At 43.8% G+C, this 14,349-nt stretch carries 12 protein-coding genes and 3 pseudogenes; 6 read left to right on the top strand and 9 right to left on the bottom strand.

All coding sequences use genetic code 11. The features are described from left to right. Nucleotides 1-77: 77 nt before the first annotated feature. Nucleotides 78-1,369 (bottom strand): annotated as a pseudogene (locus PKHYL_RS05805) (O-succinylhomoserine sulfhydrylase). Nucleotides 1,370-1,806: 437 nt separating this feature from the next. Here PKHYL_RS05805 and PKHYL_RS05800 point away from each other — a divergent pair. The 4 genes and pseudogenes from PKHYL_RS05800 to dusA all read left to right on the top strand — a co-directional run bounded on the left by PKHYL_RS05800 (nt 1,807) and on the right by dusA (nt 6,064). Beyond that, nucleotides 1,807-3,448 (top strand): annotated as a pseudogene (locus PKHYL_RS05800) (phospholipase D family protein). 222 nt (nt 3,449-3,670) lie between these two features. Further along, a complete protein-coding gene (locus PKHYL_RS05795; RefSeq protein WP_240366201.1) occupies nt 3,671-3,949 on the top strand; it encodes a hypothetical protein in 279 nt (92 codons plus the stop codon). Nucleotides 3,950-4,066: 117 nt separating this feature from the next. Then, entirely contained in the window at nt 4,067-4,825 is a 759-nt protein-coding gene (locus PKHYL_RS05790; RefSeq protein WP_240366200.1) for an MFS transporter, read from the top strand. Between the two features lie 255 nt (nt 4,826-5,080). After that, a complete protein-coding gene (dusA, locus tag PKHYL_RS05785) occupies nt 5,081-6,064 on the top strand; it encodes a tRNA dihydrouridine(20/20a) synthase DusA (protein ID WP_071001888.1) in 984 nt (327 codons plus the stop codon). A 66-nt stretch (nt 6,065-6,130) separates the two neighbouring features. Here dusA and PKHYL_RS05780 read toward each other — a convergent pair whose 3' ends face one another. The 5 genes and pseudogenes from PKHYL_RS05780 to PKHYL_RS05760 form a co-directional block, all read right to left on the bottom strand. After that, on the bottom strand, nt 6,131-6,922 hold the full coding sequence (locus tag PKHYL_RS05780; protein WP_240366500.1) for a CPBP family intramembrane glutamic endopeptidase: 792 nt from the start codon (nt 6,920-6,922) through the stop codon (nt 6,131-6,133). A 64-nt stretch (nt 6,923-6,986) separates the two neighbouring features. Then, nucleotides 6,987-7,876: pseudogene (locus PKHYL_RS05775) on the bottom strand (alpha/beta fold hydrolase). Nucleotides 7,877-8,080: 204 nt separating this feature from the next. Further along, nucleotides 8,081-9,085, bottom strand: coding sequence for a S49 family peptidase (gene sppA / locus PKHYL_RS05770; RefSeq protein ID WP_442966120.1), 1,005 nt, complete (start codon nt 9,083-9,085; stop codon nt 8,081-8,083). 196 nt (nt 9,086-9,281) lie between these two features. Further along, nucleotides 9,282-11,552 (bottom strand): ComEC/Rec2 family competence protein, encoded by a 2,271-nt coding sequence (locus PKHYL_RS05765; protein WP_240366199.1) that lies wholly within the window; start codon nt 11,550-11,552, stop codon nt 9,282-9,284. 29 nt (nt 11,553-11,581) lie between these two features. Then, nucleotides 11,582-12,238, bottom strand: a complete 657-nt coding sequence (locus tag PKHYL_RS05760) for a hypothetical protein (protein WP_240366198.1) — start codon at nt 12,236-12,238, stop codon at nt 11,582-11,584. A 298-nt stretch (nt 12,239-12,536) separates the two neighbouring features. On the opposite strand from PKHYL_RS05760, the gene PKHYL_RS05755 reads away from it, so the two are divergent. Both PKHYL_RS05755 and PKHYL_RS05750 read left to right on the top strand, forming a co-directional pair. Next, nucleotides 12,537-12,854, top strand: coding sequence for a DUF2062 domain-containing protein (locus PKHYL_RS05755; RefSeq protein WP_240366197.1), 318 nt, complete (start codon nt 12,537-12,539; stop codon nt 12,852-12,854). 16 nt (nt 12,855-12,870) lie between these two features. Then, a complete protein-coding gene (locus tag PKHYL_RS05750; protein ID WP_240366196.1) occupies nt 12,871-13,113 on the top strand; it encodes a hypothetical protein in 243 nt (80 codons plus the stop codon). 69 nt (nt 13,114-13,182) lie between these two features. Here PKHYL_RS05750 and PKHYL_RS05745 read toward each other — a convergent pair whose 3' ends face one another. From PKHYL_RS05745 to lolD, 3 genes are all read right to left on the bottom strand, one after another. Beyond that, nucleotides 13,183-13,356: a hypothetical protein gene (locus tag PKHYL_RS05745; protein WP_240366195.1), complete on the bottom strand. Its 174-nt coding sequence runs from the start codon at nt 13,354-13,356 to the stop codon at nt 13,183-13,185. Then, nucleotides 13,349-13,486 (bottom strand): hypothetical protein, encoded by a 138-nt coding sequence (locus PKHYL_RS05740; RefSeq protein ID WP_240366194.1) that lies wholly within the window; start codon nt 13,484-13,486, stop codon nt 13,349-13,351. Before PKHYL_RS05740 ends, PKHYL_RS05745 begins: the two co-directional genes overlap by 8 nt. 168 nt (nt 13,487-13,654) lie before the next feature. Then, the gene (gene lolD / locus PKHYL_RS05735) at nt 13,655-14,335 is read right to left on the bottom strand and encodes a lipoprotein-releasing ABC transporter ATP-binding protein LolD (protein WP_071001893.1); all 681 of its coding nucleotides are present in this window, start codon (nt 14,333-14,335) and stop codon (nt 13,655-13,657) included. Nucleotides 14,336-14,349 lie beyond the last annotated feature (14 nt).

The raw sequence follows: 14,349 nt of genomic DNA, 5'->3' as shown, positions 1-14,349 counted from the left end.
TGCCTCTTTGTCTTATAATAATAAATGGGATACTTTAAAGTGTAAAATAAAATACTGACGGCATTATACCGCTATCTTTACAAACTGTCTAAACCACGCGCCAAATCTTTGATAATATCTTCGACATCTTCCAAACCGACTGATAGACGAATCAGACCGTCTTTCACGCCAGCTTCAGCACGCGCCTCAGGGGTTAGGCGAAAATGCGTGGTCGTCGCAGGATGCGTAATCGTGGTTTTTGCATCGCCCAAGTTGTTGGTGATAGAGACCATTTGAGTCGAGTCAATCACATGCCAAGCCGCTTCTTTCGTATCGCGGCTGTCAGATGCTTTGACTTCAAAACCCATGATAGCACCGTAACCGTCTTTCATATGATGCTGGCGTGTGGCGAGCTCATGTGCAGGATGGTCACTTAGGCCGGAGAAATGTACGGTACTGACATTAGGATGATTGACCAAAAATTCTGCGACTTGATTGGCATTGTTACAATGCGCTTGCATTCGGAGTTTTAGCGTTTCAAGCCCCTTGGTAAATACCCAAGCATTAAACGGGCTCATGCTGATACCGCCTGAGCGCACTACGGTAAACGCTTCTTGCATGAGTTTGTCACTACCAACCAACGCCCCGCCAAGTACTCGGCCCTGACCGTCTAAGTACTTGGTCGCAGAGTGAATAACGACATCGGCACCCAAATCTAGAGGGCGCTGCAATGCTGGCGTGGCAAAGCAGTTATCAACGACCAGTAGTATGTCATTGGCTTTGCAAAGCGTGCTCAAATAACCGATATCGCAAATCTGCGCCAGTGGATTACTTGGGCTTTCACAATAGATCACTTTGGTGTTTGGTTGAACGGCATTGGCCCATGCCTCATTGTCAAAGCAATCAACATAGCTAACTTCAACGCCAAACTTGGCCATATAGTTATTAAACAGCCCAATAGACGAGCCAAATAACTGATTGGCAGCGAGCAGATGGTCACCCGCTTTTAGATATGCCAAGCACATGGTCAGGGATTGCACCCATACCAGAGGCCGTTGCAACCGCACGTTCACCGTTTTCTAGCGCGGCGAGACGACGCTCAAAAGTACGGACGCTTGGGTTGGTATGACGAGAGTAAACGTTTCCTGTCTTTGTACCGTCAAAATGTGCCGCAGCATCAGCGGCTGATTGATAAACATAAGAGCTGGTCGTAAAAATCGGCTCTGAATGCTCGCCCTCATCGGTACGATGCTGACCTGCGCACGGCGATAGTTTGCATACCGTAATCTAATCCTAAATCTAAGGCATCGTTACGCCAGTTTGGATCTAACCCATCGTTTGAGTTTTTTTGGTTCAAATTATTCTCATCTTTCGTTTGCGACTGACTCATAGACGTTCCGTTGCTTTGTTTTGGTTGGTATAAAAGGACTGCTTATTTTTTTGATTATTAAGCAAATTCATCAGCGTTATCATAACATGCCGACTTATTCCACACATCTGGTTTCAGATAACTTCTAATTATTAATTTTGCCTATTAAAATAACTGGATGTTCAATATGACAGCCATTATGCAGACTTAACCGCTTAACCGACAATAAATCACGATAAACTCAATCGTCAAACCTAACAAAAATAACGTATTTATAATAGGCAGATATGCTAACAGCTGCTAAGCTTAGCGACGATTTGAATTTTGGCGTTGGTGATATTTTTATAGACCGTCCAATCAATGCTATCATCCTTAAAAATAGATGAACAATTTCAGTAAATTACTTATCCATGCATTTTATTTATCAGTATATTTAGGCTCATCAAGGTAAATTCGTTATGTCGATGTTCAGTATAGAACCAAGCAGCTTATCGTTGAGTCTGACACTTGGGCTGACTTTAGGTCTGAGCGCTTGCCAGAGCCTACCCAAACAGCCACATCTACCTGAGAGCCAAGCGTTATCAGCGCGAGTCAATGCTTTATACCAACAAGAAGACAGCCCAAAGATTGAGCAAAATACAGCGACTACAACCAACAATACTGATCTAGTGACCGCCATCACAGCACAAAATGAGATTCATCCTGATCTGTCAGGCTATCATCCGATCGTCACTGGGGCAAATGCGTTTGCCGCCCGTAGTATCTTAACAGGTATGGCCACGCGCAATATCGATGCGCAGTATTATATTTGGCATAATGATCAGGCTGGCCAACTGCTATTAAAAGACTTGTGGGAAGCGGCTGAGCGCGGTGTGATCGTGCGTTTGTTGTTGGATGATTTTAATAACAGTGCAAAGTTTGATCAGCACCTATTACGTTTTGCGAGCCACCCTAATATCGCGGTGCGTATCATCAACCCATTAATGCACCGTAAGTTTTCAACATTGAACTACGTCACAGGTTTGCCGCGTATCAATCGCCGTATGCACAATAAAAGCATGACGTTTGATAAACAGATTACCGTTATCGGCGGACGTAATATCGGTAATGAGTACATGAGTAACGATCAAAGCAGCCAGTTTGCGGATTTGGATGTTTTACTGATTGGTAAAGTCGTCGCAGACATTGATAATAGCTTTGCCAGTTACTGGTCATCGCCACTGTCGTTTGACATCGAAACTTTAGCCAAGTTCGACGATGACGTCACGCCTGATTTTTGAAGGCATTAGACAAGCTGGGTATAGATGAGGAAAATAACGAAGGCAGTAGCTTGACGGTTTATAAAGCCGCCATCAAAGACTCGACGATAGACACTGATCTGATCAACAAGCGTGTACCATTTCGTTGGACAGACATGCAGTTTTTGAGTGACGATGTTGGCAAGCTGTCCAAAAGCGTCTCATCTGAGACCAACTTGGTGCATCAACTGCGTACGTTACTCGGTAGCCCAACCAAAAACTGACCATCATCTCGTCTTATTTTGTCCCGACCAAAGATGGGGTCGATACTTTGGTGAAGCTCGCCAAATCTGGCGTTGATATCAAAATATTAACCAACTCATTTGATGCGACCGACGTGACCGCTGTTCATTCTGGTTATAGTCAATGGCGCCCTAGCCTGCTGCGGTCAGGCGTAAAAATATACGAGCTAAAATCAACGGCAGCTGAAGAAAAACGTGACAATAAACTCTGGCGTGCACGCAGTCAGTCATCAACCAGCCTACATGCAAAAACGTTTGCGGTAGACGACTATCAAGTGTTTATCGGTTCCTACAACGTTGACCCTCGCTCTGCCAATATCAATACTGAGATGGGCGTCATCATCAATGATGATGAGTTGGCAAGACAGCTGCATGGGGCGCTGAGTGATGATTTACTAAACCAAGCTTATGAAGTTAAGCTGCTAGACAACGGTAGCTTGGAGTGGCACACCATGGAAGATGGCAAAGAAGTCGTTTACGAGTCAGAGCCACGGGTCGATATGAGTGATCATATCTGGCTTACTATTATGTCTTGGTTACCCATTGACTGGCTACTGTAATATGTAAACTCTTTTCTAAATAGTCCCTAAAATTGCAGGATGTGCAGTTTTGCTTTTGTTAAAAGCCAAATCCTGTAATCAAAGTTCTTATTACCATACACAAAATTACTGTTCCGGCGAATCATTGTTTATATACTTTGATTTGCCGGTTTTTATCATGGCCGATTATCTAAACGATGATCGTCTTAATGACCACTTTACTCCGTGGATGCGTGATCTATTATGCCGACTCGTTCTCAATACGCCCTGATGTCTAAAAAAGACAAAAATACAGTCATATTCGTAAGCTTTGTCAGCGCTGTAATCTTTTTTGATTTCTTGATTTATTTGTACATTGCAGACATTGTCTCAGCTGCTATTTTTCCCGCTAATAACGATCCTACGGTTGCTAAGCTGCAAGGAATGGGGCTGTTTGTCATTGGTTACTTGGCTCGGCCATTTGGTGGTATTCTGTTCGGGCGTTATGGTGATCTCAAAGGTCGAAAGCCGACCTTTTCCTGAGCATAATCGTTACGGCAGGTAGCTTGCTCGCAATGGCGTGTCTGCCTACTTATGCGCAGTGGGGTGCGCTTGCACCTGCGTTATTCATATTGCTGAGAATCATACAAGGTATGGCATTTGGTCTTTACACCGCTATCTTGGGTATTTGTGGCGGAGCATGTCCCTCGGCAGTATTTGTCAGTGGCTTGTAGCTACGTTACGGCTAGCTTTTTGGTAGGTGTACTGTTCTCTAATGCGTTTTTTCTGTGGCTGACTGACTTTATGACCACCGTACAGCTGACTGATTATGGCTGGCGTTTGCCGTTTTTTGTTGGCGCCTTACTAACCTGTCTGCCATTGTTGGTATGGCGATTGGTTAAAGAGACTCCGTTTTTCTTGGCGTTAGATAAGCCAAAAACTGGTAAGAATCTAGGTAGACCATTTACGGTATTATTCAAGCGCTGCAAACATTCTATCTTTGTCAGTATGGTACTGACTATAGTGATATCTAGTATCACCTCTGTCATTGTCCTACTACTGCCAGAACTAATAGAAATCAACTTTACTTTAGACAGTGATTTGTTTAGCTTTTCTCATAGCTTGGGCATCGTATTTATGGTTCTTGGCTGTGTCTTTTATGGCATGATCTCGACCCATGAGAACTTTGGTAAAATTTTGGTCATTGGTTCTGTTTTACTTATCGCTCAAACACTGGCGTTCTTTTATCATCTGCAGGCGGGTGGCGACTATATCTTAATCATGTATGCATTGCTAGGGTTCTGTGCCGGTATCATGGGCATGATCCCTGCCATTTTAGTGCAGCTATTTCCGACCAATGTACGTCTCACCGGCATTTCTTTTGTTATAATATTACCTACGGTATCGTGGGTGTGCTGATACCCTTTGGTCTTGGTTACGCCACGACACTCATCAGTTTCTCGCCAGCGCTATATATTGCCTTTGTGGGCTCTATCGGTATTATTATGGGGCTTTATTTCTATAATTTGCCTGAATTCAAAAAGATTGATCATGTTATTTTATAAATAATAGATCAGTCACTAATTCGAACGATGTTTAAAACTAAGGTGCAATGAGATATCTCATTGCACCTTATCCATTTGTTTAAGACACAGATATTAAGGCTTGATAACCATGGTTGATATGACCAACAAACGCCTCTCCGTTGCGCCAATGATTGATTGGACAACGACAGACTATCGTTACTTTGCGCGACTATTTAACCCGCACACGTACCTGTATACCGAAATGATTAGCACCGGTGCATTGATACACGGTAACCGCGCACGTCACCTACGCTTTGACACACTTGAGCATCCACTGGTATTGCAGCTTGGCGGAGCAGATATCAGTGAGATGACACAATGCGCCGAATTTGCTCAGCAATACGGCTATGATGAAGTCAATATCAATGTTGGTTGCCCTTCTGATCGTGTGCAACACAACAAGATAGGCGCCTGTCTAATGGCAGAGCCAAAAACGGTGGCTGACTTGGTCAAGCACATGCAAGCTGCAGTCGATATCCCCGTGACGGTCAAACACCGTATCGGTATCGATGATTTTGACAGTTACGAGTTTATGGTGGATTTTGTGCAGACCGTTGCGGCGGCTGGCTGTACGCGTTTTATCGTTCATGCACGTACCGCGTGGCTACAAGGGCTGAGTCCTAAGCAAAACCGCGAGATACCACCGCTACGCTACGAGGATGTCTATCGTCTAAAACAAGACTTTCCTGAGCTTGATATTGAGATCAATGGCGGTATTGATACCATTGAAGACATAAAAATGCATTTGCAACATATCGATGGCGTGATGATTGGTCGGGCGTTTTATCACAACCCGTATCTATTAGCAGAGGCCAATAGCTTATGGAACGAGGCAGCACCCGAAACAATACCTAAGCGCTCAGAGATTTTAGAGCAGCTCTACCCTTATCTACAAGAACAAATCGCCAAAGGCGAAGCACTACCCACGATGACACGGCATTATCTAGGATTGTTTCAAGGATTGATGGGTGCACGCAAATGGCGGCAAGCATTGAGCGGCAAACCTCAGCTCACGCTCGATGACATTAAACGAGCAGCCGATGAAGTATTATTGTTAAATCCTGACGCATAGCTAAATGCTGATATAACTGGCTTGATAGAATTCACATGCTAGCCATTGTCGTGGCTAGCATGTTATCTACGCCGCTTGCGCAAGATACTGCCACATTGCTGCGCCATTATTAACGATATGTAGTACGATTGGCAGTAATAGCGACCCTGACTTGATACGTGCATAACAAAATATGAATGCCAAAACCACAATAGTACTGATTTCATAAATGCCATACTGCACATGGATAGTGGCAAATATCAAACTGGTCACGATACTTGCTACTATCGCACCGTGCTGCACAGAGTATGACGGTGCGGTGAACTGCTCTTTGATGGCTGACCATAATATGCCACGAAAGATCACTTCTTCGTAAATAGGTGCAACGACGACCATTGCAAAGACCAGCAGCCACACTGAACTAACAGACTGATATAGAGGGTCGACAAATACCAGCGGCGTCATATCCAGCATATAAGTCAGCGCCTGACTGACTATCATAAATATCAACAGCAATCCTAGCATGCCCATACCTACCGTAAATGAAAACGGCTTTAATGCTAAATACTGTCGCCATTCCCCGCCTTTTATACGAATAATGAGAACACTGGTTGTCATCAGCAGCACACAGCCTATGAGTATTGATAAGCTCACGACTGTTCCATCGTTACTGCCAAAAAAGAAGATATCGCCCATCGAAGCATTTTTGGTCGCAGGTAATACCAGCTTGCCAGCGATATAGACGCCTACCAATTGACTGATAAAAAACGCAAGCACCATCCCTACCGTCAGCATAAATGTACCAACGCGTGAAAATAATGGCGGACGCTCAGACGAGGTTGCGATATCCGGTAAAGCTGTCACGTTTTTGGCATATATATGTCACTTAAAAATACGCTGTCAGCTTGTATTAGACACAAGCCTACATAACGATACGTTGCTTTTATTTTGATAGTTGCCGCTTAATCAGTTCTAGTACCTGCTGCGATACAGACTCTGGGTGCTCAAGTGGGAACATATGCCCCCCTTCATGAGTCTCATAAGGTATGCCCAAGCGCGACTTTATCTGTTGGGGAAACCGACGTTTCAAAAAGATACTGTCTTGACCGATAATCAAGGTAACAGGCACTTTGGGGCCACGATTGGGCGTCAGCCAATACCAAGAAGGATTGGTACGAAACACTTCTACTTCATTAGCTTTAGGAATGGCCAGTGTCACTTTACCATCCGCGCGCTCATGCAAGCCATGATCGATATAGCCTTGGAAGCTGCGCTCATCAAAGTTTTTGAAAAATCCTTTGTGCCGCATTTTTTCGTACGCATCTGCTCGGCTGTCCCACACATCACGGCGATGCTTAGAGATACCCGCTGGTGACAATTTATCCATCAAACGCTTACTCGTAAGAGGCAATTTATCTACTGTCTTTGCCAAATGCCATAACAAGCTAACTTTGCCATAAATCCAAGGCGGATCCATGAGCACTGCTTGAGCAAACAGCTTAGGCTCACGGTACACTGCTTGCAAGGTACACATGGCGCCAAGTGAATGACCCACGCCCACCACCTGACTGACGCTATGCTTCTCACAGGCAGTTTTTACGCTATCGATCACCTGCTGCGTCAGACTGCGCCAATGATTATCCACGGGATAATCCGGCGTGTCACCCAACATGGCAATATATTCAATCGTAAAAAATGCGGACAATCCTGCAAAAACGGCTCATAGACAGCACTTGGCATGCCATTGGCATGGGCAAAATGTAATACAGGCTTTTTTGTTATCTTGGAGACAGGTAGCGCAGCAAAGGTCTGCAAATTGATTTCATCACTCATAACAGGCTCTCGTGGGATGGTTTATATATTATTTTTAATAATTCAACTGTCTTTCATATTAAGGTAGTTTTTAGCATTATATACAATTGAGGCTGAGCATAATTATATGCTCAGCCTCAACAATCATACACAGTATATCTAAAATATTAAACGCTTAACGCATTTTTGCATTACCTTCTTCTTGGGGCAAAAACCCATCAAGGCTCATGCTAGAGCCAATGCCTGCACCAATTGTACCGCAAAGCGATCCATAAACATTTGGAACGGATCGGTTGGGCTATAGCTGATGATCGTATCAAGATCCAATTGTTTACTGAGGCTTGTAATACTGCCCGTTTTGTCTGCCAAACCTAACTCGATAGATTGCTCACCGGTCCAAAACAGTCCTGAAAACAGTTTGTTTTGTTCAGGATTTTTCAAGCGATCACCGCGGCCTTCTTTGACGGCATTGATGAAATGCTTGTGCGTATTAGCAAGCACACCTTCGACATGTTTTTCTTCGTAGTCAGTCAATGGGCGCGACAAACTCAAGATGTCTTTGTACTCACCCGCAGTGATAGTACGATCTTCTACGCCGACCTTGTCCATTAGGCCCTTGACATTGTAACTTGGCATAATGACACCGATAGAACCAACCAAGCTCGATGGATTGACATAGATCTCATCTGCGGCAGAGGCGATATAATAAGCACCTGAAGCACCAATATCACCGATAACAGCATAAAGCTTTTTATCGGGATATTCTTTACGCAGATCCATCATAGTCTGCCAAATTTCATCAGACTGTACCGGTGAGCCACCAGGTGAGTTAATGTCTAACGCCACCGCTTTAGAGTTACTATTTGCAAAAGCGTCTGTCAATGCCTCATTGACATCGTAAGCGTTGGCCACATCATCATTACTGATCACACCTTGCAGCTCAACCACTGCCAAATGCGGCGAGCTAGTATCAACGGCATCCATACCTGTTGGCGAACCACTACATCCGCGACCTATGGTCAAAAATATCAATAATATATAACCAAAGGTCAACAGTTTAAAGAAAATACTCCAGCGACGAGCACGGCGCTGCTCAACCACACTAGCTAATAAGGTGTTTTCCAGTACTTTCCACTCTTGTCCGCTCGGCGCGTTTGGTTGCTGCATTGGCGTTGGCTGATTTGCCGAATTATCAGGACGTTTGTTTGGGTCTGGTGGCCAGTTGGGCATATAACTTCCTAAGTCAGAAACAATCTAAAACAATAAAAAGATGATACTGATAATGACCGCAAAAGATAAATATCTTATCGTCACATCACTTATCGGTATGAATAAGCTGGTAAGTATGGTGGTATTTCGATAATGGTTCAATAGTATAACTGTGAAATATCACCATATTGTAACACTGCGAGTATAAGCAATATTTTTAAGGACTCATCGCTTCTGCGTCAACACCGTTGTCCATTATATTCAGCGATAAAGACGCTTCTAAAGGTTTGTCATCGTAGGTGATAATATCATTGATGCTTTGACGACTTATGACATCAGTTGTCATCTGTGATGCACTATGACCAAGCCATGTGATATTTTTAAACCTCATGCTGTCGTTATTCGAATCAGCTGAACATAATAATGACCACATCTGCCAAACGCGTGGATGGGTATCAGTGTCTAAAACAAGCCGTGATAGAGACGAGTTTTTGTGATCCGTATCTAACTGGTTATCTGCTATTTTCGTTTGAGAGTTTACAGATAATGACTTTAGCGGATCGGCTGCGTTGTATCTTAGAACTTGTATAGGTACGCTGCTATCAATCGCAATTGTACAGTCCCACACGCTAGTATCACCTATCTCGCTCCAGCCTGTCATTGCTTGGATGGATAAATCACCACTAGCCACCTGCCATGTTTTGCCTTGCTCGCATCCTTGCGCACTGATATTCGTCTTACCTTTAGACTGAGCTGCTATTTTAGAGGCTTGCTGGAATGCAGACCAACGCTCGGAGCGTCCCGCTTGCCAATATTGACTGACAGGTAGCTGCTGATTTAACTGCGCAACTGCCAGCGGTAATAACTCAGAATTTTTGGCGCTAACGACCATATTTTGCTCACTGGCATTCAACGTGTCAGTCAGTACAGTGCTACTGCTCTGCACTATGATGCCTTCTAGTTTATCAACTGACAAACTGCCCAGTTGCTGCTCTAAAGATACAGATAGTTTATCCGCTGTGAGATTGCTTGGCATGGTCTGTGTTGCGGTTGGTCTATGATCGGCCAAAAATAGCCAGCTGGTATTGTCTTTCGCAAGTGAAGATCTATCCTTACTGTTACTAACGCTTTGGTTATGTAAAGGGAATTGTAGCAAGGCTGCACTGATATAGGGATCACCCGTTGGCAAAATATATAACGTCGGTACTGTTACAAGTGACTGCTGATTGGCATACACCGTCATCATTAACAGCGTCAGTGGAGGCAGTGCCAACCAGCGACTGAGCAGCCCTCTTGGCAAAAGCCAAGGTACTATACTTAACAACACCATGAGCAATATCGCCATATTAACTGGCGTATACAACCATGCGTCTGTTAATGCTGGTAATGATGTCAGCCAACCAATCAACTCATGTAGATTGCCGACGATGGCACTTACTAAAGACCAAATGCTGTCAGCTATCGTGGGTGATAACAGGTAAAAAAGCCCTGCTAACAGATTGAGCGGTACAATCACCCACCCAAACAGCCCAATCGCAAATAAATTGACAATAAGTCCCCACAATGATGCTTTACCAAATAAGAGCAGCGTAATAGGCAATAACGTCAGAAACAACCAAAACTGTAGCTTGAACATACGCCGTCCAGCTCGCAGAGCATGATAGAGCACTCTATCGCCCTTACTCCTATGCTCGTCGTACGATGATCTCAAAGCCTCTGTAGTATGCTGATACGAGGTATCTTCGTATTTGAGCAACAGCGCCACTGCGATGAAGGACAACCAATACCCTGCCTGCCACAATACATACGGATCTTGCCATGCCATCAAGACAGCTAATGCTAACAACACACGCATGGTACTGATAGGTAGCAATGTCAATCTCACCAAGCCGATAGCCAGTAGCATCCACGCCGTACGTGCAGCAGGCACATCAAAACCTGTAAATAGTGCATAAATAAAAGCAGCACCAATCATTACCCACCAACGCACTTGCCAGCGTGGCATATAGCGATAAACCACTGGGCACAGTCGATTGAATAGCAACACAACGGCGCCGCCCAATACAATGGCTAAAAACAGTACATGTGTCCCTGATATTGCAAGCAAATGCGAGATACCCGCCAGTTGATATAGATCCTTGGTGTCGCGATTGATCAAGCTACGGTCACCTGTGAGCAAACTCAATGTGACAGCTCTGGCCTGCTGCTCTGCTGTGGTTTGTGCAGGCCAATCTCTATAGAAATGATCTCTTAATTGCCAACGTCCTATATCAATACGAGTACGAAATCGCTGGAAATAAGAGTCAGACGTCGATGCTTGTTGTAAAGCTTCATCGTTATTGCTTTTGCTGACAGAGAGCGGACTAACCGCCAGTATATTTGCCACACCATCAATGTGTCGACCTCGCAACCAGCGATAACCATCAAAACCAGACGGGTTGCTTATTGCTTGCTTGGAGGTAGACAATGGTACCAGTGCCAAGCTCATAAATAGCTCATCGCCTGGCTGCAAATCATTTAAATTTGAGAACGAGTCATTATTTGATGTGTTTTTTGGATAGGCATTGAGCAATACTCGGTATTCGATATGATTATTGGGTTTTTTTCAAAATTGTCACTATAGCTTTTACTTAGGCTATTATTTTCTTCCTTCGAATAATTCCTTGTACTATCTGCCAAATCTTGGGGAGTCAACTCAGCGACTAATGGCATTAAATGCGTGACCACTGCTACTTGTCGATAGCCGCTATCTGTACTGGCATCATATACACTGTCACTTATCCCTTCGATACGAACGAGTGCTTGTACACGTATAGAGTCAGTGATTTTGGTCGTTTCGGCTTGCTGATGTGCAACTAGCGCTTGTAGCGCGCTACCCACGACCAACCCAATGGCTAATAGACCAAATAAGAAGTATTTGCTAAAAAGTGACAATTTAACATCATTAGGTGAGCTGACAGAACGCGTTTTATTGGTACTTTGAGTATTTACTGAAGGGCTATTAAGTTGAGTAGCACTAAGCAGAATAATAGTAAATATGACAAGCAACCAAAGCAAACCTGTGGCGCTGACCACATTCAATAAAGGCATGTCGATCGGCATCGCCACATTATCTGCAACTGCCAACACACCCATCATAGCAATAATTACTAGGCTACCAACTAACCAATACACCAGCACTCCTTGCTTGATGAGCAAAATATTATAATGCAGCTAACGCCAGTTATTGATGATAATAAGGCGCCAAAGCAGCCATTTTTATCGACATTTTAGAAGCGACTGAAGCATCATATCTGTGAGGCAATAGCATTTATATTTATATTACCCTATACTGATGAGGCATATTAAAATGATGGCTTTCTACCATCACCACTCTATGTATTCTCATCGGTATTTTTTATCCATAATATTACTTTATACCAGCCCATCAATACAATTGAGCGGACTGTCGTTAACGATTAAAGGCGATACTGTGCCCCACAAACGTCTAAAAGACCTGCTTCCTACACCGGAAAAAATCCTAGAAAGTCGCACCCTAAAACTGTTCGCCCCGCATTTGGCAGATCCTCGGTTATGGCACTTCAACCGCCATAGCTTAAATAAAGCAGTCTATATTGGCGTGCTTAGCGCATTTTTTCCACTGCCAGGACAGATGTTGCTGGCTTTGATTGGCTCACTTATTTTTCGAGCCAATGTGCCTATGGCTCTCGGTCTGACGTGGATTACCAATCCAGTCACCAGCTTGCCTATCTTTTTATGCTGGGTATTATATCGGGGCAAAAATCATTGATGCACCAGTGATCAGTTTGCGCTTTATCGGCAGAATGATTGCTGATTTTAGCTTATGGGCATTATCAGATGGCGCCAACCCTTTTATTACTTATAAGGGCACTGTATCGCTTACAGCATTTTGTATAGGGCTAACGATTTTAGCGGTTATAACCAGCATCATTTGTGGACTTGCTTTTAAAGCGATTTGGCGTTACAAGACGGTCGTAAGTTGGCAAAAACGTCAGCAAAAACCTGATGATAAATCGCCTAAATATTAATACCGTTTAACATCATTAAACGGTATTAATATTAAACAGTATCAACGTCAGCGTCTGAAGCAATAGCTATCACTCTTCTTTGGTTCTTTCTATGGCATCTATAAGCTTATCCGTAAAATCTTTATCCATAGAGACGATCTCAATAACCTCGTCGTTTTTACAGAGCGTATAACGCTTACCTGTCGCGCTGTCTTGAACCTTTAAATCATAGTCAACCCCAGCCAAAGTGATCGCATCAAACACGGGGTGATAAGATCCTTTGTTCTTGTCTATCGATGGTGTCAAACAAGGTTGGATCGATATAAGGCTTTAACGGCTCATCGCCTTCTTCAGCACTGCCAAAAGCGGCGATTGGATTGTCATCTTTGTTCATTATTCGGAGTCCTATAAAATAGATATAGCAGCTAGTTAATCAAGCTTTTATATCTTTTGCTATGAGATATTTACTTGATAATACAACAATATATTTCGTTAGGACAACCCTTATAAGTGCCAATTTATGACACTTATATTCATCTGAAAATCTCAACATATATAGACGTTAATACTGTTCCCAATGACCATTACGTAGCAATAATTGACGATCAGCAAGCGCCGCCAAGTTGCGATCATGTGTCACCATCAAAAGTGCTGTTTGCATCGTGCTTTGTAGCTCTGATAGCAATGCAAAGACACTTTGCGCATTGTCATAATCCAAGTTACCAGTTGGCTCATCCGCCAAGATAAGCGAAGGCTTGGTAACTAGTGCGCGCGCAATCGCCACACGCTGACGCTCACCACCTGATAGCTCACCCGGTCTGTGCATCAACCGATGATCTAGACCGACGTTTTCGAGAATCTCAATCGCTTGCTTGCGAGCGTCAGTCGTTGATACTTCTGGACGCATCAGTAAAGGCATCGCAACGTTCTCGACTGCGGTAAACTCTGCTAGCAAATGGTGAAACTGATAAATAAAACCCAAATGCTTGTTGCGCATCGCGCCGCGTTCGGTCTCATTCATGCTATTTAATAACTGACCATGTAACCAGACTTCACCACTCGTGGGCGTATCTAAACCACCAAGCAAATGTAGCAAGGTACTTTTTCCTGAACCACTGGTCCCGACAATAGCAATGCGCTCACCAGCATGAACTGTCAGATCGAGGCCCGTCAAAACTTGCGTACTAACGGCTCCCTCATCATATATTTTATTGATATTGGTCGCCTTTAAAATGGCAGACATAGCGCTTCCTTTAT

Source organism: Psychrobacter sp. KH172YL61, assembly GCF_007182895.1.
Taxonomy (GTDB): domain Bacteria; phylum Pseudomonadota; class Gammaproteobacteria; order Pseudomonadales; family Moraxellaceae; genus Psychrobacter; species Psychrobacter pacificensis.
The sequence above is the reverse complement of the archived record's forward strand: the minus strand, read 5'-3'. Positions and strand labels throughout refer to the sequence as shown.

Bases quoted from the DNA above. Each gene is read 5' to 3' on its own strand.
- lolD (WP_071001893.1), bottom strand. From the start codon at position 14,335: ATGTCTGCCATTTTAAAGGCGACCAATATCAATAAAATATATGATGAG.
- sppA (WP_442966120.1), bottom strand. From the start codon at position 9,085: ATGCCCAACTGGCCACCAGACCCAAACAAACGTCCTGATAATTCGGCA.
- PKHYL_RS05795 (WP_240366201.1), top strand. From the start codon at position 3,671: ATGCCGACTCGTTCTCAATACGCCCTGATGTCTAAAAAAGACAAAAAT.
- PKHYL_RS05740 (WP_240366194.1), bottom strand. From the start codon at position 13,486: ATGAACAAAGATGACAATCCAATCGCCGCTTTTGGCAGTGCTGAAGAA.
- dusA (WP_071001888.1), top strand. From the start codon at position 5,081: ATGGTTGATATGACCAACAAACGCCTCTCCGTTGCGCCAATGATTGAT.
- PKHYL_RS05765 (WP_240366199.1), bottom strand. From the start codon at position 11,552: ATGAGCTTGGCACTGGTACCATTGTCTACCTCCAAGCAAGCAATAAGC.